This window comes from Dolichospermum sp. LEGE 00240, from assembly GCF_015207875.1.
GTDB lineage: Bacteria > Cyanobacteriota > Cyanobacteriia > Cyanobacteriales > Nostocaceae > Dolichospermum > Dolichospermum gracile.
The window spans coordinates 1-21,830 of sequence record NZ_JADEVZ010000051.1 but is presented as its reverse complement, the minus strand read 5'-3'; the positions used below and the strand labels follow the sequence as shown (position 1 = coordinate 21,830).

Annotated in this window: 20 protein-coding genes and 2 pseudogenes; 11 read left to right on the top strand and 11 right to left on the bottom strand. The window is 38.3% G+C overall.

Annotation, left to right across the window (positions count from 1 at the left end; genetic code table 11):
* Positions 1 to 227 precede the first annotated feature (227 nt).
* A pseudogene (locus IQ226_RS16545) lies at positions 228 to 465 on the top strand (DUF29 domain-containing protein); the annotation flags it as partial.
* Between the two features lie 100 nt (positions 466 to 565).
* On the opposite strand, the pseudogene IQ226_RS16540 reads toward IQ226_RS16545, so the two are convergent.
* Both IQ226_RS16540 and IQ226_RS16535 read right to left on the bottom strand, forming a co-directional pair.
* Positions 566 to 964: pseudogene (locus tag IQ226_RS16540) on the bottom strand (pentapeptide repeat-containing protein); the annotation flags it as partial.
* A 276-nt stretch (positions 965 to 1,240) separates the two neighbouring features.
* Positions 1,241 to 2,710 (bottom strand): acyl-CoA synthetase, encoded by a 1,470-nt coding sequence (locus IQ226_RS16535; RefSeq protein ID WP_228039502.1) that lies wholly within the window; start codon positions 2,708 to 2,710, stop codon positions 1,241 to 1,243.
* A 791-nt stretch (positions 2,711 to 3,501) separates the two neighbouring features.
* Here IQ226_RS16535 and IQ226_RS16530 point away from each other — a divergent pair.
* Positions 3,502 to 4,434, top strand: coding sequence for a UDP-glucuronic acid decarboxylase family protein (locus IQ226_RS16530; protein ID WP_193897067.1), 933 nt, complete (start codon positions 3,502 to 3,504; stop codon positions 4,432 to 4,434).
* A gap of 61 nt (positions 4,435 to 4,495) precedes the next feature.
* Complete coding sequence (locus tag IQ226_RS16525) at positions 4,496 to 5,887, top strand: UDP-glucose/GDP-mannose dehydrogenase family protein (RefSeq protein WP_193897065.1); 1,392 nt, start codon at positions 4,496 to 4,498, stop codon at positions 5,885 to 5,887.
* 132 nt (positions 5,888 to 6,019) lie between these two features.
* Here the strand turns inward: IQ226_RS16525 and IQ226_RS16520 are convergent, their stop codons facing one another.
* A complete protein-coding gene (locus IQ226_RS16520) occupies positions 6,020 to 6,814 on the bottom strand; it encodes a DUF2993 domain-containing protein (protein ID WP_193897063.1) in 795 nt (264 codons plus the stop codon).
* Between the two features lie 170 nt (positions 6,815 to 6,984).
* Positions 6,985 to 8,613 carry an alkaline phosphatase gene (locus tag IQ226_RS16515; protein ID WP_370567176.1) on the bottom strand — a complete coding sequence of 543 codons (1,629 nt, stop codon included), beginning with the start codon at positions 8,611 to 8,613 and terminating at the stop codon, positions 6,985 to 6,987.
* A 224-nt stretch (positions 8,614 to 8,837) separates the two neighbouring features.
* On the opposite strand from IQ226_RS16515, the gene psb28 reads away from it, so the two are divergent.
* The 4 genes from psb28 to IQ226_RS16495 all read left to right on the top strand — a co-directional run bounded on the left by psb28 (position 8,838) and on the right by IQ226_RS16495 (position 12,510).
* On the top strand, positions 8,838 to 9,173 hold the full coding sequence (psb28, locus tag IQ226_RS16510) for a photosystem II reaction center protein Psb28 (protein WP_193897097.1): 336 nt from the start codon (positions 8,838 to 8,840) through the stop codon (positions 9,171 to 9,173).
* Between the two features lie 64 nt (positions 9,174 to 9,237).
* Positions 9,238 to 9,753, top strand: coding sequence for a molybdenum cofactor biosynthesis protein B (locus IQ226_RS16505; RefSeq protein WP_193897059.1), 516 nt, complete (start codon positions 9,238 to 9,240; stop codon positions 9,751 to 9,753).
* A gap of 93 nt (positions 9,754 to 9,846) precedes the next feature.
* Positions 9,847 to 10,785, top strand: a complete 939-nt coding sequence (locus tag IQ226_RS16500; protein ID WP_193897056.1) for a DUF3365 domain-containing protein — start codon at positions 9,847 to 9,849, stop codon at positions 10,783 to 10,785.
* A 351-nt stretch (positions 10,786 to 11,136) separates the two neighbouring features.
* Positions 11,137 to 12,510: a mechanosensitive ion channel domain-containing protein gene (locus tag IQ226_RS16495; RefSeq protein WP_370567174.1), complete on the top strand. Its 1,374-nt coding sequence runs from the start codon at positions 11,137 to 11,139 to the stop codon at positions 12,508 to 12,510.
* A 254-nt stretch (positions 12,511 to 12,764) separates the two neighbouring features.
* Here the strand turns inward: IQ226_RS16495 and IQ226_RS16490 are convergent, their stop codons facing one another.
* The 7 genes from IQ226_RS16490 to IQ226_RS16460 form a co-directional block, all read right to left on the bottom strand.
* The gene (locus IQ226_RS16490; protein WP_193897052.1) at positions 12,765 to 13,394 is read right to left on the bottom strand and encodes a ribonuclease D; all 630 of its coding nucleotides are present in this window, start codon (positions 13,392 to 13,394) and stop codon (positions 12,765 to 12,767) included.
* A gap of 90 nt (positions 13,395 to 13,484) precedes the next feature.
* Complete coding sequence (locus tag IQ226_RS16485) at positions 13,485 to 14,036, bottom strand: CAP domain-containing protein (RefSeq protein ID WP_193897050.1); 552 nt, start codon at positions 14,034 to 14,036, stop codon at positions 13,485 to 13,487.
* 365 nt (positions 14,037 to 14,401) lie between these two features.
* Positions 14,402 to 15,640 carry a tryptophan synthase subunit beta gene (gene trpB / locus IQ226_RS16480; protein WP_193897048.1) on the bottom strand — a complete coding sequence of 413 codons (1,239 nt, stop codon included), beginning with the start codon at positions 15,638 to 15,640 and terminating at the stop codon, positions 14,402 to 14,404.
* Between the two features lie 209 nt (positions 15,641 to 15,849).
* A complete protein-coding gene (locus IQ226_RS16475) occupies positions 15,850 to 16,656 on the bottom strand; it encodes an Rpn family recombination-promoting nuclease/putative transposase (protein WP_193897046.1) in 807 nt (268 codons plus the stop codon).
* Between the two features lie 67 nt (positions 16,657 to 16,723).
* On the bottom strand, positions 16,724 to 17,911 hold the full coding sequence (locus tag IQ226_RS16470) for an McrC family protein (RefSeq protein ID WP_193897044.1): 1,188 nt from the start codon (positions 17,909 to 17,911) through the stop codon (positions 16,724 to 16,726).
* A complete protein-coding gene (locus tag IQ226_RS16465; RefSeq protein ID WP_193897042.1) occupies positions 17,908 to 19,320 on the bottom strand; it encodes an McrB family protein in 1,413 nt (470 codons plus the stop codon). The genes IQ226_RS16470 and IQ226_RS16465 overlap by 4 nt, the downstream gene beginning before the upstream one ends.
* Before the next feature lie 112 nt (positions 19,321 to 19,432).
* Positions 19,433 to 19,870: a GxxExxY protein gene (locus tag IQ226_RS16460; protein WP_193897040.1), complete on the bottom strand. Its 438-nt coding sequence runs from the start codon at positions 19,868 to 19,870 to the stop codon at positions 19,433 to 19,435.
* A gap of 108 nt (positions 19,871 to 19,978) precedes the next feature.
* Between IQ226_RS16460 and IQ226_RS16455 the strand changes: the two genes are divergently transcribed.
* From IQ226_RS16455 to IQ226_RS16440, 4 genes are all read left to right on the top strand, one after another.
* The gene (locus tag IQ226_RS16455) at positions 19,979 to 20,329 is read left to right on the top strand and encodes a translation initiation factor (protein WP_193897038.1); all 351 of its coding nucleotides are present in this window, start codon (positions 19,979 to 19,981) and stop codon (positions 20,327 to 20,329) included.
* A 94-nt stretch (positions 20,330 to 20,423) separates the two neighbouring features.
* On the top strand, positions 20,424 to 20,585 hold the full coding sequence (locus IQ226_RS16450; RefSeq protein WP_039199490.1) for a YqaE/Pmp3 family membrane protein: 162 nt from the start codon (positions 20,424 to 20,426) through the stop codon (positions 20,583 to 20,585).
* Positions 20,586 to 20,666: 81 nt separating this feature from the next.
* On the top strand, positions 20,667 to 21,317 hold the full coding sequence (locus IQ226_RS16445; RefSeq protein ID WP_193897036.1) for an isoprenylcysteine carboxylmethyltransferase family protein: 651 nt from the start codon (positions 20,667 to 20,669) through the stop codon (positions 21,315 to 21,317).
* Between the two features lie 67 nt (positions 21,318 to 21,384).
* Positions 21,385 to 21,768, top strand: coding sequence for a hypothetical protein (locus IQ226_RS16440; protein WP_193897034.1), 384 nt, complete (start codon positions 21,385 to 21,387; stop codon positions 21,766 to 21,768).
* Positions 21,769 to 21,830: the final 62 nt, after the last annotated feature.

The following is a 21,830-nucleotide window of genomic DNA, read 5'->3' as shown; positions in this document are numbered from 1 at the left end:
CCCACATCCCGCACTTCAATAAGTAGTTCTGGTCTATGGTAAGCTAGATAAGGTTTGCTGAATAAGTTCTCTTTGAGGGCGGGGAACTCTTAACTCTTAACTCTTAACTGGGAACAGTTTCAACTATCTGGATATCCTCAATTTTCCCACAGGAATTGGCTGCACGTCGAGGTAGATTTTGTGATTCGTAAGATATGTGTTATTTGTAAATAACAAAAGGTGAAATTATGACAGTTATTACTAATTTACAGCAACTCTATGAAACTGATGATCACTTTATGGTTATTAGAAACTATTCAATTATTAAAACAAAGTCGTTTTGATGAGTTAGATTTAGAAAATTTAATTGAGGAGTTGGAATCTTTGGCAAAAAGAGATAAGCATCAAGTTAAAAGTTTACTAGAACAAGTAATTAGACATCTTTTATTATTGCAGTTTTGGACACAAGAATATGACAAAAATAAAATCCCCAACTTAATTGAAAAGTTAGGAATCTTTTAATTTTAATCTTCAAAGTCTGGAAAATTATACCAAATATTCAGGTTTTCCTGTTAACAGACAAGTTCTAATAGTCATAGCATTCCCGATTATAGCGGTTGTAGCGATCGCGACATTTTTGATTTTTGGCAATACCAAATTTCGGATCTACTACAGCAACTTGTGGATTTACTTGATGGGGAAACCGAGTATTTTCATTGTAAATTGCTTGATAGAAACTGACTCCTTTTTTCTGACTTGGGTAATCAATTTGGCATCTGTATCTGTCGAAGCTTTCATATAATTTACTCGAATCACATCCCTTTAGATCGTCACTATCCAAGTTAGCATCAGTCAAGTTTGCACCTTGAAAATTGACAAAATCACTTACATAGTGGTATCCACTCAGATTTGCCCCAGTTAAGTTCGCTCCAGTGAAGTCTGTATCAGAAAAAGATGCCTCGGTTAAGTCTGCTCCCGTCAAATTAGCATTATTTAATTTTCAACACTATAGATATGAGTGTTGTCTAATTATTTTAATATTCCGTAATATCAATGATGGATATACAATAGATTTAGTAATTTCTTTAACTAACTTTAACTCAGCAATCACATTACTAGCGATCGCCTTTGAGTAATTTTTCTATAATCATATCTTTAAACCGATGACCTATTGTAAGACTTTTTGCAGAGATAGGGAAACACTGCTACAAGTAGATTGCTGATATTATCGGGTGCGTTAATTATCGGCTTATGATACTGCCTAAAATAGTTCAACCACCTGCGGTTTAGTTACTTTCCCCATAGCATTACGGGGTAATTCATCAACTATCAAAATGCGAGTGGGAATCTTATAAACTGCCAATTGCTTCTTTGCCCAACTCCGCAAAGATTCTAATGTCAATTGGCGTTGTGGTAGTAATACTAACGCCGCACAAACTCGCTCACCCCATTCTAAATCAACAACCCCAACTACGGCACATTCTTGAATATCTGGATGAGTTCTTAACACTTCCTCAATTTCTAAAGCTGAAACCTTATACCCTCCTGTTTTAATGATATCAACGCTCATTCGTCCTAAAATACGATAGTTGTTATTCTCGACTATGGCCGTATCTCCAGTCCAAAACCAGCCATCTCTAAATGCTTCTTCTGTTGCTTGGGGGTTTTGCCAATATTCTAAAAACACTCCAGGGCCTTTAACTTGAATTTCTCCTGGTATTCCTGGTGGCACTAATTCTCCACTCTCATCTACTAATCTAACTTTGACTTGCGGTAAAGGTTGACCCACATATCCTGCATATCGTTGACCATGTAAAGAGTTAGATAGCGCCATACCGATTTCCGTCATTCCATAGCGTTCCAATAGGAAATGACCGCTAATATTCTGCCACTTTGCTAATACTTGCACTGGTAAAGCTGCTGAACCAGAAACCATCAGACGCATTTTTTTACACCCTGCGGTCATGATTTTTTGACGTTCCTGAGTAGCATTTTCCCAAGCAGCAATCAATTTTACATAAATTGTTGGTACTGCCATAAATAGGGTTAAGTTACCCTCACAAATTTGATTCCACACAGTTTCAGCATCAAATTTGCTGAATATATGGCATTCCGCCCCAACCCATAAAGCACAGGTTAGGACGTTGATAATCCCATGAATATGATGCAATGGTAGTATATTGAGAATACGGTCATCTGATGTCCATTCCCAAGCGGTGATTAAGCTAGTTACTTGAGCTTGAATATGATCATGAGTTATCACCACACCCTTGGGTTTACCTGTTGTCCCACTGGTATAGAGAATTAATGCCCGTCTTGTAATATCTACATTTGGTAGGGTAGTAACATGATCTGGGAGTATTGCTGAGGTGAGAATAAAGCGCAAATTTTTTTCAGTAGCAAGCGATAGTAGTATATCCTCAAACTGGGGATGGGCAACAATAATTGATGCTCCCGAATTAGTAATCACATACTCCAATTCTGGACGGGGGTGAGAAACACACAGTGGTACAGCTATGCCCCCAGCCCGCCAAATTCCCCACTGAGTGGCTACATGGTCAAACCCAGGTGGGACAAGAAAAGCAACTCTCTGTTCTTGTAAGTCTTCTATATCCTTCAGCAAACCTGTGGCAATTAGCCCAGAGATGTGGAGCAAATCCCCATAGCTAAATACTTTTTCACCTGTAACAATTGCTATTTTCTCATTATGCTTTTCAGCACGAGTAATCAAAGGGAGATTCACTTTTTTTACCAATTTATTTATGCTTGCTTCTAACTAGGGCTTGCTGAATACAGCTAAAACCGTTTATTAATAAAGGTTTTACAGATTTTTATCTCAAAAAAAGTGCCAGGTTTTGGCTGATGGTGTCTCAAAATAGGTGCATTTTTTTGTCGGACTTGGAAAATTGAGGATATCCAGATAGTTGAAACTGTTCCCAGTTAAGAGTTAAGAGTTAAGAGTTCCCTGTCCTCACAGACGACTTATTCAGCAAACCCTAACTAGACAACTTGTGTCAATATGTAAATTCTACCTATCTTTGGGAATATTTCTTATAGAAATTTTTAGTGGCATTGAGTACACCTGAGTTCGGAGTTTCTCCTTCGGAGACGCTACGCGAACAGAGTTATGATTTTTTCAACGAGATCATCAGGGTTTGAGACTCATATTTGGGGCAGTTTTCCAAAAATTATCTTATGTCGAACTCAGGTGAGTACAATCATCCATTAGTCAGCGCGTTAACTATTGTTGATACCTCTTGCAGTTGCATCAATAAAGATTTATGATACTTAGTTATTAAATATTCAACTTCAATTAAAAAACTGTATTCTTTCCTTGAAGATTTGATAAAACCTTCCCAAAATAAACCTATTCATTAGAGAATATCTGGCAAGCAATCAACATCCAACTTAAAAGCCATGCACAAAAATTCTGAAGATAAATATGCTTTTTTGTCGCCAATGTGGGTAATATAAAACAGCATGAAGTGGATACTAAAAGTAAATATTAGCAGAAGGAAAAATATGAGAATTTTAGTGACAGGCGGTGCTGGTTTTATTGGTTCTCATCTGATTGACCGACTCATGAATGATGGTCATGAAGTCATTTGTTTGGACAATTTTTACACAGGAAAGAAACATAATCTCATCCAATGGTTAGATAATCCTAATTTTGAAATGATCCGTCACGACATCACCGAGCCAATTCGCCTAGAAGTGGATCAAGTTTATCATCTGGCTTGTCCAGCGTCCCCTGTGCATTACCAGTATAACCCCATTAAAACTGTTAAAACCAACGTTATTGGTACACTCAATATGTTGGGTTTGGCTAAACGGGTTAAAGCCAGATTTTTATTAGCTTCTACCAGCGAAGTTTACGGAGATCCAGAAATTCATCCCCAGACTGAAGATTATCGAGGCAGCGTCAATCCCATTGGCATTCGTTCATGTTATGACGAAGGTAAAAGAATGGCTGAAACCCTGGCATTTGACTACTACAGAGAGAATAAAGTCGAGATTCGCGTCGCCAGGATATTCAACACTTATGGACCGAGAATGTTGGAAAACGATGGGCGCGTAGTCAGCAATTTCGTGGCGCAAGCATTACGAGGCGTTCCTTTAACTGTTTATGGTGAAGGTCAACAAACCCGGAGCTTTTGTTATGTTTCCGATTTAGTCAATGGGCTAATGCGATTAATGAATGGTGAGCATACAGGACCCATAAATTTGGGTAATCCCGATGAGTATACCATTTTAGAACTTGCTCAGACGGTGCAAAACTTAATTAACCCAGATGCAGAAATTAAATTTGAACCCCTACCTGCTGATGATCCCCGTCGTCGTCGTCCTGATATTACCAAGGCACAGACTTTGTTAGATTGGGAACCTACCATTCCGCTGAAAGACGGTTTAAAACTGATGATTGAAGATTTCCGTCAACGTTTCCAACAGGTTTAGCAATCATTATTCATTAGTAATGACGAACAACTGACAACTATAAAAAACAGGGGTTTTAAAAATGCGTGTTTGCGTAATTGGTACTGGTTATGTTGGTTTAGTAACAGGTGCTTGTTTAGCTCATATTGGACATGATGTAATTTGCATAGATAATAACGAAGAAAAAGTAAAATTAATGAAGTCTGGGCAGTCACCGATTTTTGAGCCAGGACTTTCGGAAATTATCCAATCGGCTATTAATAGTGGCAATATTCAATTTTCTAGTGATCTCGCTGCTGGTGTTCATCATGGAGAAATCCTCTTTATTGCTGTGGGAACTCCCCCTTTGCCCAATGGTGAAAGTGATACTCGCTACGTAGAAGCTGTAGCTCGTGGTATTGGCGAAAATCTCAATGGTGGTTATAAGGTCATTGTCAACAAATCTACTGTTCCTATTGGTTCTGGCGACTGGGTAAGAATGATTGTTGTGGATGGGATTGCAGAACGTCAAAAAACATTATTGGCATCTGGTGATATAAGTACTGATGAGAAATTATCGGAGATTGCTCACCAGTTTGATGTAGTCAGTAATCCAGAGTTTTTGCGGGAAGGTTCAGCAGTTTATGATACCTTTAACCCTGACCGGATTGTATTGGGCGGTAACAGTCAGCAAGCCACAGGCATGATGAAAGAACTATATGCGCCTATTATAGAACGCAAATTTGCTGCTGATCAATCTTTACCCCCTGTTCCAGTTTTGGTGACAGACCTCAGTTCCGCAGAAATGATCAAATATGCGGCTAATGCCTTTTTAGCCACCAAGATTAGTTTTATTAATGAAGTTGCGAATATATGCGATCGCGTCGGCGCGGATGTTACCCAAGTAGCAAAAGGCATCGGTTTAGATTCCCGCATTGGTAGCAAGTTCTTACAAGCTGGTATTGGTTGGGGTGGTTCATGTTTCCCCAAAGACGTTTCTGCTCTCATTCACACCGCTGATGATTATGGCTATGAAGCCCAACTTATGAAAGCTGCTGTCAGTGTTAACGAACGTCAACGCCTCATCGCCCTAGAAAAACTCCAACAAGCTTTAAAAATCCTCAAAGGTAAAACTGTGGGACTACTCGGTTTAACCTTCAAACCAGATACGGACGATTTACGGGACGCACCGGCACTCATGTTGATTGAACAACTTAACCGACTGGGGGCAAAAGTCAAAGCTTACGACCCCATCATTTCCCAAACAGGAATGCGTCATGGTCTTTCTGGTGTATTAGTAGAAACCGATGCGGAAAGACTAGCAGATGGCTGTGATGCTTTGGTACTTGTCACAGAATGGCAACAGTTCAGCACTTTGGACTATGGGAAAATGGCAAAATTAATGAACCACGCGGTCATGATTGATGGTCGTAATTTCCTTGATCCCCAAACCATGATCAAGGCTGGATTCCAGTATGTAGGGGTGGGAAGGTAGGGGAGGTAGGAGTGGTAAGGGAGGTAGGGGTGGCAGGGAGAAGATTTTTTCAACTGACAACTGACTCCTATAAAAATTAAATCGCCGCCCAGGGTCAACTAGGCGGCGTTAATTTTTTCAATTTTAGAATTGTTAAGAACTGTGAGGAATTCTTTCTATTTCTGCATAACCACTAAAAATCAATCTTTGACCTTCTGTTTCTAAACGATTTAGTCGCATTTTTACCCCATCTAAATCAAAGCGATCTAAATCAACCATATTATCCAAAATTTCTACCAATGCCACGCTTAAAGTCTGGGAAATTTCTCTTTGTGCTTCTGGAACTCCCTCAAGTTCAATCTTCGGTTCTTTGAAAGAAACCCGCCTTCTTCTTTCAATCCCGACACCAATGGTCATACTTAGGGGTATGAGTTCGCCGTTGTTTAAATCGGCTTTAGCTACTAAATGCAAGCGATTTTCGGGTAGTAGCTTGACCTCAACTTCGGTAAAAGAAATTGGTTCGCCACCAGATATGACAATCAAGGTGGGTTCAGAAAGGTTAAGCAGGCGTTTTTTCACCAGTTCCGACTCAAAAGCCCGATTAATGCCTTCTTCTGATAGAATCACCTGGGCTACAGCCTGGGTGGGTTGTTTGAGGGTAAGTTTACCACTTAAAACCGAGCCAAAGTCAATGGCGACTGCATCGGTTTCAAAAGACATTTCCTCTACTGCGAAGTCTTTACGAATTACTAAGCCGCGACCGTTCATTTTAAAGCTATCAATGCTGCCTTGCAACAGTTTGCTGGAGGGATAGCAGCGCACAAAGACTTCTACCGACTCGCTTTGGGTAAACAGGTGGCGAATCGTCTGACTGGCGACTGTGTTGAGCATTCGCTCTCCCCAATCGGTGCTTTTGGTATCTGTTAAACCAGTAAGTCCGCCGAACATTAGGTTTTAGTCTCTAGAAGTTCTTTATATTTTTGTAACAAATTGTGAACAATTATGCAAGCGATCCCCTGATTTAATCTACTAATGACTTAGAACAGGATAACTGATGGTTGATTGGTCATTGGTCATTGGTCATTGGTTAAGAACTTTCTTGTATTACCCATTACCCATTACCTATTCCCTATTGCTTTTCGTTGAGTTTGATAAATGTGGATTTGGTCTACTAAACCTTGAATACCAGGAATCTTATAACCGTAAAGTTGAAACCCCTTACCCACAGAATTAGTTAAAACTTTTGAACCCTTGCCTTGATAATAAACGGGAACTGGACGATTAGCATGATTTCCCCAACCATATTTGATGTTAGGATTAGATCCCCAAAAATGACCGGCTTGAATGGAATCAGATTCAGCGGTTAAAGCTTCTGCACCTTTTTCTTTCAGCAGTTCGGAAAAGTTGGGATTTAAAGTCAGATAATGATCATGATCAGCGGTGACAATTAGTAGATTACTTTCCCAACCACCGTTATTTTTAATCCAGTCAATTGTTGTTTTTACAGCTTTATCAAAATCCAACACTGTCCCGATCATATTATCTAAATTATCATCATGGGCAGCCCAATCAATATCACCACCTTCTACCATTAACCAAAATCCATCTTTATCTTTCGATAAAAGTGCTAAAGCTGCTTTGGTTAAATCATCAAGTGTGGGATTTTCATTAATTTCTTTGGCAATAAAAGATTTATCGGTTTCTCCCGCAAGTAGAGGCCGAACTGTATCGGGGTTTTTTCCTTGAGAACCAAACAGGGAAAAAATACTCAAACCTGTATTGCTGTAATCACCATCAGCGGTACTTACAGGGAGATTTCCCTCTTGTCCCCTAGCTCCATATAATCCTAACAAGCGATCGCCCTTATTTGGATTTAATCTTGCCGCAGTAGTCGCTAACTTATCCGCCGCATCTTTTCCTCGTTCTAAAAATGTATATTGATAACGGTTTTGATCAGGGTTTTTACTCAATTCCGCATAAGTTGATTTAGTAATATATTCAAATTTAGTTGGCGGTTCTACACCCGTAGGTAAAGCCTGACTACTAGCACCCGTAAGCGGATGACCACCACCTAAAATTACCGTTGGTTGATATATGCGAAGCTCCTGCTGGAGAATATTATCTAAAGTTGGATAATCACCATCATATTTATTGCGACGATTCACATTTGCTGCTGCTGCTCCCGGTGTAGCATGATCTATAGGCACAGAAGTCACAATCCCCGTAGATTTACCATGTTCAGCCGCAGTTTTAAGAATAGTTTTTAAAGGTCTTTCAAATATATCCACAGAAATAGCATTGTTATAGCTTTTTACTCCTGTGTACAAAGTAGTCGCTGTATTAGCAGAATCGGGATAACTATACTTAATATATTCAGGATCATTACCAGGTGTCCAAGGATTTATCCCCCCACGTTGGGGATCATAACCTACCAAATTACCCACCGCATTGGAATTAAGATTTTTCTCTCCTCCAGATGGTGTATTTCCGGGATTAAATTGAGGTTGGAATTTAAACCCTGGTAACATCGGACTAGCACCTGTAATCGGATTAGAGTTTGATAACGCAGAGTTACCTGTGCTGAAAACCCCATTACCAGGAGCAATCGTAGTACCATAGGTAGTAGCCAGGGTGTAATTATCTAGGGTTTGAAAACTCAGTCCCTCACCCTTGCCAAAGGTATAATTATATCCTTTAGCTATAGCTCCAGCACGAGCCATTTCCCAACCCATACCATCCCCAATCATCAAAATGACGTTTTTTGGTTGAGTGGCAGATATAGCTGGACTAGAATAGTTACTCAGAGTAAAGAATATACCCACTACAATGATTAGTGCTGTCGTCAATAAACGACGTTGGAATCGGGATTGGGAACTAGATTTAATTGCCATCGGTAAAATGCCTGCTGTAGAAATTGCACTATGATGAGAGAATATTACAAAATGATCACAAAACTTTAGATTTACTCATCATGGCGAAAATTCAGTTTGCTAGAGGTATTGACGAAAAAGTAGTTCCAGACGTTCGGTTAACAAGAGCAAAACAAGGTGAAAGTGGTACAGCCACATTTGTCTTCACCAATCCTGATATATTGGCACAAGACGGTAAAATTGAACCCACTGGACTGTATTTAATTGACGAAGAAGGGGAAATAGTTATTCGTGAAGTTCAGGGAAAATTTGTCAACGGTAAACCAGAATCGTTAGAAGCCATTTATGTCATGAAGTCCAATAAAGAATGGGATCGGTTTATGCGGTTCATGAATCGTTACGCTGAAGAAAATGGTCTAGGTTTGAGCAAATCTTAATTAGTCATTAGTCAGTAGTCAGTGGTCAGTGGTCATTGGTTATTGGCTAAAACGTAAAATGTCTATGAAATTTCAACCACACCCCAATACACAGCAACTTTCTGTAACTTGTGCGGTGATTACAGTTAGTGATAGCCGTTCCGCTGAAACAGATAAAAGTGGTCAATTAATTACAGAACTACTTTTAGCTGATGATCACACCGTGGCATTGTATCAGATTATCAAAGATGAACCTCAAGAAATTCAATCCCAAATGACAGCCTTGGGCGAAGATACTCGTATCCATGCTGTCATTTTTAATGGGGGAACGGGAATTGCTCCTAGAGATACTACTTATGATGCTATAGAAAAGTTATTAGACAAAACTTTACCAGGATTTGGAGAATTATTTCGGTCTTTAAGTTATCAAGAAATTGGTTCTCGCGCTATGGCTTCTCGTGCTGTCGCTGGTGTTTATCAAAACAAAATCATTTTTTCTCTTCCTGGTTCTAGTAATGCTGTGCGGCTGGGTATGAAAAAGTTGATTTTACCAGAATTGGTGCATTTGGTAAAACAGGTAAATTTTGAGAATAGGGAATAGGAAAAACCCTTGACTTGTGAACCAATTTTAATATATAATCCCGTACTGTGTAAATTCAGTTGTCAGTACGCATTTAAAATTCAACTTAAATTAATGAAACAACTTCAAACAAGACTTACCCTAATTATATTTAGTATTTTCTTTGCAGGGTGGATTATTTGTGGCTTGTCAATCTGGGGACTAGAGTACAATGGTGCTAGGAAAGACATCGTACGTAAGGCTGTATTGCTTTTAGATACAGCAGCCGCGGCGAGAGATTACACGTCAACTCAAATTCAACCTCAATTTGCTCTGCTGACGGAAGATAAATCATCTCAAAATATATCAAAGTCAGCGGAGAAAAATCAAGAAGTACCTGATTTTAATAGAGTCACTGTTCCCTCCTATGCTGCTCAACAGATTTTGAATCAACTAGGGAAAAGCAAGGAAAACAAAGGGTATACCTATCGAGAAAGTGCTATTAATCCAACAAACCGCAAAGATCTAGCGGTGGGGTGGGAAGTTGAGATAATTGAATATTTTGCCAAAAATCCCAATATCAAGCAAAAAATAGGTGAGCGACTGGATTTAATAAGCGGTCAAAAAACGCTTTATATGGCCAAACCAATTCAGATTACTAATTCCAGTTGTTTAGTTTGTCATAGTAAACCAGAAAATGCTCCTCCTTCCCTGATCAAAACCTATGGTAGTGAGAATGGTTTTGGCTGGAAACTGAATGAAATTGTCGGAACAAGGATTATTTCAGTCCCCACAGTTGTTCAATATCAGGAGGCTCAGAAGTCTGTTGGGTCCTATTTATTAGCGATCGCCAGCGTGTTCTTAGTAGCATACACGACAGTGCTTCTGATTGTCCAGAAATGGATTACCAAGCCTCTAGATACTATTACTCACCTCCTGGAAGAAATTAGTCTGCATCAGTTAGAGGAGTCTCAACTCCCAGAAGATAAATCCAATTCATTAAACCCACTGAATCGAGCAATTAATCGTCTTTTAATCAGTCTCAATAAAGCCCTAGAAGCGCCCGAAAAATAACTTTGCATAGGTTAAATTTGCCAACATAATCAACTGTTTTTTCAATCAGCCTTTGTTCGAGTTATTGGTAGTTATGGAGTCTATATGAGAAATTTTCTAGCTCTTTTCCAAGTTGCATTCACTGGATGTCTATTATTTGTTTATGTTGTTGTTTTAAACAACCCCCAACAAGTTTTTCCCATAGTCTTATACGGCTTGAAAATTGCCGTATTGATCAGCATTAGCATAGTTATTGTTAATGCCCTTTCTTTCTTATTAATCAATTTTTGGTTAACTCGTAAAAAAAGAACGCGTCCATCAAGGTTATTGAAATTAATAATCTCAGGTTTCCTGTACCTGATCTGCATTTTTGTGATTCTGCGTATTCTTGGTCAGGAAACCACAACGTTTTTCACTACTTCTGCCCTATTTACGGCAATTGTTGGGTTTGCAATGCAAGAACCTCTAGGAAATTTCCTGTCTGGTATTTTTCTTCAGATTAACCAACCGTTTCAAATTGGCGATCAGATTCAATTTCAGGGATTAGAAGGAGTTGTGGAATCAATAGATTGGAATTCAACAGATATCCGGCTCAACTCTGGTGAAATTACTTATATTCCTAATGGTGCGATCGCCAAAGAATTGGTCAAGATGATCGCCTCTGGTTCAGTCTATCGAACAGTGGACTTTACAACTTCTGCCAATATTCCGCCGAACCAGGTGATGGATACTGCTTGTAAGTCCGTAATCAACCAACCCCTACCAAATATTAATCTTGACCAACCCGTATTTGTGAGAATGTGGTCCTATGGACTAACGGAAGTGAACTATAAATTGTTTTACTATCCCAAAAACTATAGTGAAGCTGAAAACCATACAGATCCGGAAATTCGCTGTCGGGTTTGGTACGCTCTGAGTCGTAATAGCATGGGAGGTGAGTATCAGTCCACCGAGAATGAACGTCTGTTGCAACTTGTTAGCAACATTGAATTTTTTAGAAATTTAACTGTCGAGGCTCAAAGCCTTCTGGTAGAAAATTCTAAAACACTGCTGTTTGATGCGGAGGAATTACTTGATTATCAAAATCTTTTGTCTCCAGCAATGTTCCTAGTGGTGAGAGGTTGTGTCGCCATAGAACAAAAATTAGTCCCTAATTCAAAAACAATTACCTTCCAACCCTTTAGTCGTCAACCTCAAAATCATACCCAGTCTAGCTATGCCCTCAAACCAATAGTAATTGAACAGGTTGCCTCTGAGTTAGCTAAGTACATTGGTCCAGTTGCCTTCTCCCTGACTTACCAAGCGGCTAAAGAAGTATCATCCCTTTATTGGCTCTATGCAAGTTTAGCCGCTGAAATTGAGAATATAGACCAGAGACAGGAATTTCTTCGTCGCCAACCAGATGCTCCGACAGAAAAATTCCTGATCGGAGATTTCTTTGGAGAGATGAATCTTTTTCTGGGAGAACCATTACCACTAGTTAAAATTACCGCAGTTGAAGATACGGAGATCTTTGCCATTACTCCCGTCGCAGTTGCAAACGCCCTTCACCATGACGGAATCTCTATCAATACAATGAGCCGATATATTACTCAATATCACAACAATTACTTAACTGGAACACTACAGGAAGCCCCCTCCCGAATTTTAAATCAGGATGGGATTTCAGAACAAATACAGAAACACTTGAAACCCTACTTTCGCCGGTTACTAGACCCATTGGTGACAGGATATCCAGATAGTTAAAACTGTTCCACCTGAGTTCGACATAAGATAATTTTTGGAAAACTGCCCCAAATATGAGTCTCAAACCCTGATAATCTCGTTGAAAAAATCATAACTCTGTTCGCGTAGCGTCTCCGAAGGAGAAACTCCGAACTCAGGTTGTTCCCTGTCCTCACAGACAATTCAGCAAACCCTACTTAGCCATTGTGATTATACATCCAAGAGGTACAGGATATAACTGTAAAGCCAGTTTTGATTCGGTGAGTTCTGCTGTATCAATGTTCAAATAAATCCTTGAATTGTAATAAATCTAAAGTAACTATTGTCGGTAAAATTTGAAAACATTCTTGGGCAACTTGCCAACGTTCCTCCCGTTGTAACATGGCTGTAAGCTTTTCCCGGACACTTAATAAATACCGGACATCATTAGCTGCATAACTTAATTGTGCAGCAGATAAATTACTAGCATTACCCCAATCAGAACATTGGGAACTTTTGTCTAACTCCACCTTTTCTAATTCTAAAACCACATCTTTTAAACCGTGACGATTTGTATAAGTTCGGGCTAACTTACTAGCAATTTTAGTACAAAAAATGGGTTGGACAATAATATCTAAATTCTGCCGTAAAGTAGCAACATCAAATCTAGCAAAGTGGAAAACCTTGACAATATCAATTGCTTCCATTAAAACTTTCAAATTTGGTGCTACCGTTTGTCCTCTAGCAATCCGAATGGCTGTGACTTGTCCTTCCGGGTTGCAGAGTTGAACTAGACACAAGCGATCGCGCCCAGGTAAAAGTCCCATGGTTTCCGTATCAACAGCGATCGCCGGAGATTTTAAATACTCAGTCAGAATTTCATCACTTAAATCGCGATCGCTAACCTGAAAATCTTGCAATGTCATGAACTTGTCAAATATAAATTATCTTTATTTTGCCAGACAACATCACCCAAAACTTCTTTCTTCTTCCTGACACTACCCCATCCACAACCTCTACCTATTAGCATTCAAAAATATTTGCGTTAAATACACTTCCCCTTTCTGATTAGTAGCCACACCAACCCCGGTTAAATTATATTTACCCTGAAGATTCTTCAGATGACCAGGACTTTTTAACCAACCAGAAATCGCCTCATTGGCAGGATTGCTATATCCAGTATTATAAGCTACATTTTCTGCCGCACTAGTGTATTTGAGAGGAATCGCCATCACCCGCTGTTCAAATCCTTGATGACTGAAAGGAACTTTACCCATTGCCATATTTTGACTATGAATCCTGGCTTGCTGACTGATTTTTTCGCTTAAATTTAGTTGTTTGAGTCCGCGTTTTGCCCGATATTGATTAATTTGAGTAAAAACCGACTTCTCTAAATTAGTAGTTTGAAATCCAAGATTAGATATTTTGGCTTGACTTGTCACCAGTGATGAAGGCTGATATCCGCCAGTTTGTTTAGCAGAACTATTATCTGGATTCGCAGCAGTCATATAGCCACTAGCGATGACAAGCGTACTTAAAGCGATGCCAAAAGCAGTTTGTCGTAACATAGATTTTTAAGCTAAGTAATGTATGGATTTACTGGATATATACCCTATCTTCTGATTATCAGAATACTTACCAGGATACTATTTGCCCAATATAAACTAAAGGATCATCAAATTTTTACAATTCAAAGCAGTCATATCTCACTCATGACTATAAAACTAATAAATGTTATTTACACTACATTATTAGTCAAAATCATTAGTAATAAATAGTATCCAATGATAGATGTTAGAGAGACAATTTTTATTAATCAATTACTATTGACAAAAATTTGCAGCAGGAGTCAGCGAGGAAGAATTAGATCAAAGAAGGAATAGCAGTGGGGGTAAAGCCTGAGCTAAACCCCGACCTTTATCAAGCCGTATCCCTAGTGAATTAAGAACTTAGCCGCCGTTTGCACATCCTTATCACCGCGCCCAGAACAGTTGATAATGATCTTAGGACTACCAGCAAGTTGAGGACAGAGAGTTTCCATGTAAGCGATCGCATGAGAAGTTTCCAAAGCTGGTATAATACCCTCCAACTTCGACAACCGTTGGAACGCCTCCAAAGCCTCAGCATCCGTCACACTGTAATATTCCGCCCGGCCGATATCCTTCATATAACTGTGTTCAGGACCAACACCGGGATAATCCAACCCAGCACTAATAGAATGGGGTTCAATCACCTGTCCATCATCATCTTGCAAAAGATAACTCATCGAACCATGTAACACACCAACCTGTCCCTTTGTCAAAGTAGCTGCGTGTTTGCCAGTATCCACACCCTCACCAGCAGCCTCCACCCCAATTAACCGCACAGATGATTCTTTGACAAACTCGTGAAATAGTCCCATTGCATTAGAACCACCACCCACACAAGCCACGAGAATATCAGGCAACCCACCCCATTTTTCCAGAGCTTGAGCGCGAGTTTCCTCACCAATCACCGCATGAAAATCCCGAACCATCATCGGGTAAGGATGGGGCCCAGCCACAGAACCCAGGATGTAATGGGTCGTTTCCACATTCGTTACCCAGTCCCGGATGGCTTCAGAAGTGGCATCTTTGAGCGTTCCCGTCCCCGCAGACACCGGACGAACTTCCGCCCCCATCAGTCGCATTCTGAAGACGTTTAAAGATTGGCGTTCCATGTCGTGAACACCCATGTAAATAATACATTCCAAACCAAACCGAGCGCAAACCGTCGCCGTTGCTACACCATGTTGTCCTGCGCCAGTTTCGGCAATAATCCGCCGTTTACCCATGCGTTTGGCTAATAATACCTGACCCAGAGCATTATTAATCTTATGTGCGCCAGTATGATTTAAGTCCTCGCGCTTTAAGTAAATTTGCGCCCCCGTACCATCAGGACGAGCATAATTAGCAGTCAGCCGTTCAGCAAAGTACAAAGGAGTAGCCCGACCGACATAATCCCTCAATAAACCTTGTAATTCAGCTTGAAAAGCCGATTCATGCCGATACTGCTGATATGCTGTTTCTAGTTCAGCTAACGCCGGCATCAGGGTTTCTGGAACATATTTACCACCAAAGCGGCCAAAACGTCCTAGAGTATCAGGAACTGAAGCAGTTTGTGAGAAATTCAAAGCGAGAGGAGTAGTAGTCACGGATTGGGTAAAATAAGAGAACAAAGTTAATTTTAATTCTAGAACAATATTATAGTCCGGGCTTCTAGCCAGTCTCTCCTTCCCAATCTCCACAATTCTCGTTCCCAGTCTCTGACTGGGAATGCTATCCTGGAGGTTCTACCTCCAGTTATAGTAGAAGCAGAGCCTCTCAATTGTATTCCCACGCAGAGCATGGGAACTAGACAAAATCAAGATTCTTGTGTCTCCTTTTGTAAAGCCTGAATTTGCTGAAGAGATAATTCCGTAACTTCAGCAATTTGTTCTAAACTCATGCCAATTCGTAACAGATTTAAAGCTAACTTTCTGGTGGTTTCAGCCTTACCTTCCTGTTTCCCTTCTTGCTTACCTTCTTCTAAGGCTTCTTGATAAACCCTAGTTTGTTTCAACTCACTTAAACCTAACATAGCTTCAATTTCCTCTCTGCTCTTTTTGGGTAACTTATAGACAATAATTGTCTCAATTAGATTAATTAAATCCCGTTTGATGGTTGCATCAGTTAGTTGTTGGTTTGCTTGGGCAATTAATTGTTTTGCTAATGCTGGTGCAGCTTCCTCTGTTTCTATCACCAGTTTAACAACTCCCACCCCTAAAGAACTCTCTCCCAACTTGTCTAAATAAATGCGTGTAACTCGCTCAAGCAGCAAGATTTCCCCAAATTGTAAATTCTCTTCTCTTTCTATATTACGACTAGGATAGATAATTACAGCTTGCCAAGGGTGAGACGGTTTATATTGTCGTAAGTAAAGGCAAATTTCCGCAAATAGACGATAATATAAATCATCATCGGGCTGAAACTGAACTTCAACAATGTAAAATGGTTTTTTGGCATCTTTGGTGGTTGGTAAAAATAAACCATCTAAGCGAAAAGCCAGTTGTTTGACTTCACGAGATGTGAATTCATATGTACTTGCTTCTGTGGGAGATTGGTTAATTAATTCAAAGAAGATGCTAGGAAATGATTGAAATAAGCTATAGAAAATTGTATCTGTTTTCACGGTGATTGAGGAATTTAATCTAATTTTGGAAAACGAACCACAGAGGCACAGAGGACGCAGAGAGAATTTAAGAAAATAGTTTTGTTAAAAATTTATTTCCTGCATCTTCAATTTTATCATCAAGAGAAAAAGTGAGGTTACGAACTCTGATTTTTCCAATATATTTATCAAGGGAATGATTTAATTCTGTTGGATAGACTAATACTGTTTCTGGACAACTTTTAGAAACTGCATAAGTTACTACTTGGGCTATATCTTCAGGAGAAGAATGTTTGGGTTTTTTATATTTAGTGTCGAGGATGTATTTAGGTGTTAAATCTGTTCTGTTATATAAAATTAAGTCAGTTTTAAAATATATTTTTTCTCCTATATTGATTTTCTCTTGAGTTCTTAAAGTCAAGTTTTGGGGTAAATTTTTCTTTAACCATTCTGCAACAAACATTTCATAAAGACGTGCCATATCTATTAAAAAAGGTAAAGTTGTATTTTTACCCTTTTCATGATTTGGGCTAGTGTTGTCTAAAAAGAATCGGCAAAATTGATGTAGGAGATGATAATCTTCATTTAAACGGTGATAAATTCTATCAATACAATCTTCTGAAGTACAAGGTTGTAAAGATACTATTCCTTGGATTGCATGATAAGCTTTTCTCACTATCAGTGATACTTTTTCTGTACACAAACCGCTATGTCCAATATGAAAAAGTGTCCAAAATAAAATTTGGTTATCTAGAATATCAGCCGTGTGTTCTTCATATTCACATTGTAATTTTATATTCCAAGGTTTTTTAATTATCTGTTGAACATTTAATCTCCCGCGCACATAAGCCAACTGCTCAGTTTTGGGTATATAAGTACGATATAATCCTTTACGACATCTTTCTATTATTTTATCTGCTAGAATATAAGCTAGGTGGTTATAAAAATCTTCTATAGATTCACAATTCATTAATCCTTCAAGAAATTTAAAACTCTTTAAATTATAAGCATATTCCAACATTCCAAATAAATTTTTAATTGGTACTTTCGGATTTATTTTCAAAGCTAAATCAGAATTTAAAGGAATATACCCAACATATCCTTTAGCAGTTAGTTTCCATTGATTACCAGTTTTGTAACTAGGAGAATCTAAATCTACCTGGTTTTTGTATTTTTCACATAATATAATTTCAACCTCTTTGGAAATTTCATCATGGGGAAAAGATTTAGATTGATATTCGGTTAATTCAATAATTTTTAAATTTGCTGGTTTCATATTGTTATCTGTTTCTGTATTTTCTCCCAGCGAAACTCATCTACTTTTTCTAGGTTGTTAAAAAAGTATTCTTCTAAATAAGGCTCAATTTCCATTTTCCAAATATCTTCTATATCTTCTCGTAGATTAGGAGTCAAAAAGAAAGAAATACCAATTTCATAGTTTTTATCATTAATCGCTTGATTTAATTGTTTTAAAACATTAATTAAATCCATAACTGCAAAATTTGTATTGAGGTGATATTTGATTAACACATCATAATTAGGACGAAGTTCAATAAACGCGAAACGACGACGTAAAGCATGATCTATTTGTGCAATAGACCTATCTGCTGTGTTCATTGTTCCAATAATACGGACATTTTGGGGAATACGAAATCTATTACCACCAGCGAGGGGAATTTCTTGATCACGGTATTCTAGTAAATACATTAATTCACCAAAAACCTGTGCTAAATTAGCGCGGTTGATTTCATCAATAATGAGAACACAAATATCTTGACAAAATTCTGCTTTTCTACAAAATTCTAAAAATCTTCCTGGAACAACTGGATATGTTAATTTACCATCTTTACTTTGAGGACGGATACCTTGAATAAAATCTTCGTAAGTGTATGCTGGATGAAATTGAACGAGTTCTGTAAAACCATATTTACCAACTAATTTCCCGGCTAATTCTTTTGCAATAAATGTTTTACCTGTTCCTGGTGAACCGTATATGATTGCTTGTCCTTTTCGATTTATAGCACGTAACCATCTTTGCAATTCTTTTTCAGTAAAACCTGTTTTTTCCCAGTTAGATATATAGCGGTTCAATATATGGGAGTTTAGATTAGATAAATTATTAATTAATGGGATAGGATCATCATGAACCGCTAGTATAATCCAAATGAGATATTTTTTAAGCCATAATGCTACATCCAATACTGAATTTTCATATTCGCTCTCATATTTCAGCTTACCTGCACTAATAAACAAAGGATTTTCATGAATGAAAAAATTAGAATTTCCGGAAAGCAAATTTGTTAATTCTTGAGGACTGTCTTGAGATAATTTTTTTATTATTCCCTGATAAACTTCATTATTAATACCTGTATTGATACCCCAATATGTAATCTCAATAAAGAGTAATTTGCTTGTTGAAAAATAAGCCTTTAGACATGGATCAGGTTTAGCTATATAAGGTCTTAAAGTTTTATCTTTTTCAATACAACAAATACTAAAGTGAGGCGATAAAGCTTTAGCTACTTTCACACAAAATAGTTCAAAAGGTTTTGCTGCATATTGTTGAAAATCATCTCTAAGCGATTCTTTTATCTTCTCTGGATGATCATAATTATTAGAAAATTCTCGTAATAGATTAAAAGTTTTTTGTGAGAACATATAATTTTGTGTTTCTTCAATTGCCATGCTTTTGTACTACTTAACTATGGTTATTTTTATTCAGTATATCACTTGCAACAAAGAATTAATGAACCACGAAGGCACGAAGAACACGAAGGAAGAGAAAGAAGAAGAAGAGTTAAGAGGAAAGAATGATCCGTTTAATGCCTTCTTTGAGGACGGGGACGTTAAAATTGATGAGAAGACCAAGAGGACAATTAGTCATTTTTAAATAAGAAATAACTTGCGCTTCATGAATAGGGGCTAACTTTTCCACCGCTTTCAATTCAACAACTAGGGAATCACCAACCAAAAAATCCAATTCTCCCTCACCAATGGGATAACCTTTGTATTTTACTGCTACTAAATGTTTAGGTTTATGAGGTATTCCCCGCAAACGAAACTCCAAACCCAACGCCTCTTGATATACCCTCTCCAAAAACCCCGCACCCAACATCCTATGCACCTCAATACCCGCCCCAATCACAGCATAAGCCAACCTCTCCACCTCATCACCCAACCTTCTCATCCTTCCTTCTTCCTCTTCCTTCGTGAACTTCGCTCCTTCGTGGTTCATTTTCTCTTACCTTCCTATACTCTATCATGTAGCAATTATATATTCGATTACCCCCGCTTAGGCTAAAATTGTTTACAATGAAAATCTATTTTTTCTGCATTAAATATTATGGCTAATCCCAAATCTGATAAAAAGGTTATCTACCAAGAATTTGGTAACGGTAGTTCACCCGCACTGGAACGCGCTGTAGAACGGGGAATCCAAGACTTACCCCCCAATCAGCAAAATGTGCGAATCCAAGCCACTCGCGCGGGACGGAAGGGGAAAACTGTCACGGTGATTACTGGTTTTCAAACCACACCGGAAACTTTAGCTACTTTATTAAAACAGTTAAAAGCCCAATGTGGTACAGGTGGAACGGTGAAAGATCATGAAATTGAGGTTCAGGGAGACCACAAACAGAAGATTTTAGAGATTTTGGTAAAATTGGGTTACAAAGCTAAAATCAGCGGTGGTTAAAAGGTGTGGTTTACCAAATTTTTCAGGAATCGTCACCAGATTAGGTGATGTTAACTCTAGAAACATTGAACATCTACAGGAGAATAACATGGATATGGATGTAGTCAGAATTATAGTTGCGATTTTTCTCCCACCTTTAGGAGTATTTTTACAGGTCGGTTTTGGTAAGGATTTTTGGATTAATTTGCTTTTGACTATCTTTGGTTTTTATATTCTGGGTATTGTTCACGCAGTGTGGATAATTGCGAAGAAATAATGATGTCAGAGAGGTAGATAAAACTGGACTATCTCTCTATTTCTTTCCCCAGCTTTCAGCACTGTAAAGAAAAATCAGGACATGAAAATCAAGTATCCCATTAATTTTCACAAAGGTCTAACATTCGCTATCGTTTTAGGACTAATGGTTTTATACCATAATTTTACTATTGGAGCTTGGGTTTATCTTTCCCTTCATGGTACTTATGGTTTTCTTTGGTTACTAAAAGATCGCATATTTCCTGATAAGCAATGGGAGCAAGAAATTCCTACTTCTCAAGGAATTATTACCTTTGTTCTCCTTTGTTTGTACTGGGTAGCACCATTCATTCTCATTAGTAGTGGTACTGTTCCCCCTTTACCTTTAGTAGCTGCTGCTATTTCTTTGAATATTGCAGGGGTGTTTTTACATTTTGCTAGTGATGCTCAAAAATACTATACACTCAAGTACAAAACTGGATTAATTACAGAAGGTTTTTTTGCTAAATGTCGTAATCCTAATTATTTGGGAGAAGTTTTGATTTATTTGGCTTTTTCTCTATTAACTCAACATTGGCTACCTTTCTTGATTCTGGGGTTATTTATAGCCATGATATTTGTTCCCAATATGCGGAAAAAAGATCAATCTTTATCTCGATATCCTGAGTTTGCGGAATACAAAGAAAATTCTGGTTTGTTGTTTCCTAAGTTGTTTAATTCTAGGATTTCTCAGAAAGAAGAAACTACAGCATAACGTCAATAATTTTGCTCACGACTAAACAGACAACAAGATAACATTAGGTTAACAAAGATTGAAGATTATGAATTCTAAGGCTATCATTTTATCAGCAATTTTGGGAATTTCCACACCTGCAATTATGGATATGGCTATTCCTCACCAAGCTATGGCTGTACAAAAGTTCAATTATCCCAATAATACATTTAGTGATCAAGAGTGGACGGTGACTTTAAAGTTTACCAATAACTCCTATCAATACTATGGGAAGCATATTCGCAAAAATACTTCTATTAATTTATCTGGTGTTGTTACTTCTGGTTCTCACGAACGTCAAATTTATACTTGGAATAATAATGGGACAAAATATCGAGTTACTTACCGACCAAATGATCCCAATTATATTCGTGTTCAGGTAATTGATAGAGGTAAAGTCGTTTTAAATCGGTTACTTCAAGTTACACAATAAAATTGTTATGGCGGTTTTTATAGCAGGAGTCAGAAGTCAGGAGTAAAACCCCACCCCCAACC

Coding starts and splice junctions, on each gene's coding strand:
- IQ226_RS16450 (WP_039199490.1), top strand. CDS start 20,424: ATGGATGTAGTCAGAATTATAGTTGCGATTTTTCTCCCACCTTTAGGA.
- IQ226_RS16505 (WP_193897059.1), top strand. CDS start 9,238: ATGAAATTTCAACCACACCCCAATACACAGCAACTTTCTGTAACTTGT.
- IQ226_RS16455 (WP_193897038.1), top strand. CDS start 19,979: ATGGCTAATCCCAAATCTGATAAAAAGGTTATCTACCAAGAATTTGGT.
- IQ226_RS16530 (WP_193897067.1), top strand. CDS start 3,502: ATGAGAATTTTAGTGACAGGCGGTGCTGGTTTTATTGGTTCTCATCTG.
- IQ226_RS16465 (WP_193897042.1), bottom strand. CDS start 19,320: ATGGCAATTGAAGAAACACAAAATTATATGTTCTCACAAAAAACTTTT.
- IQ226_RS16490 (WP_193897052.1), bottom strand. CDS start 13,394: ATGACATTGCAAGATTTTCAGGTTAGCGATCGCGATTTAAGTGATGAA.
- IQ226_RS16515 (WP_370567176.1), bottom strand. CDS start 8,613: ATGATTGGGGATGGTATGGGTTGGGAAATGGCTCGTGCTGGAGCTATA.
- IQ226_RS16440 (WP_193897034.1), top strand. CDS start 21,385: ATGAATTCTAAGGCTATCATTTTATCAGCAATTTTGGGAATTTCCACA.
- IQ226_RS16520 (WP_193897063.1), bottom strand. CDS start 6,814: ATGTTCGGCGGACTTACTGGTTTAACAGATACCAAAAGCACCGATTGG.
- IQ226_RS16470 (WP_193897044.1), bottom strand. CDS start 17,911: ATGAAACCAGCAAATTTAAAAATTATTGAATTAACCGAATATCAATCT.
- IQ226_RS16460 (WP_193897040.1), bottom strand. CDS start 19,870: ATGAACCACGAAGGAGCGAAGTTCACGAAGGAAGAGGAAGAAGGAAGG.
- IQ226_RS16500 (WP_193897056.1), top strand. CDS start 9,847: ATGAAACAACTTCAAACAAGACTTACCCTAATTATATTTAGTATTTTC.
- IQ226_RS16485 (WP_193897050.1), bottom strand. CDS start 14,036: ATGTTACGACAAACTGCTTTTGGCATCGCTTTAAGTACGCTTGTCATC.
- IQ226_RS16525 (WP_193897065.1), top strand. CDS start 4,496: ATGCGTGTTTGCGTAATTGGTACTGGTTATGTTGGTTTAGTAACAGGT.
- IQ226_RS16445 (WP_193897036.1), top strand. CDS start 20,667: ATGAAAATCAAGTATCCCATTAATTTTCACAAAGGTCTAACATTCGCT.
- psb28 (WP_193897097.1), top strand. CDS start 8,838: ATGGCGAAAATTCAGTTTGCTAGAGGTATTGACGAAAAAGTAGTTCCA.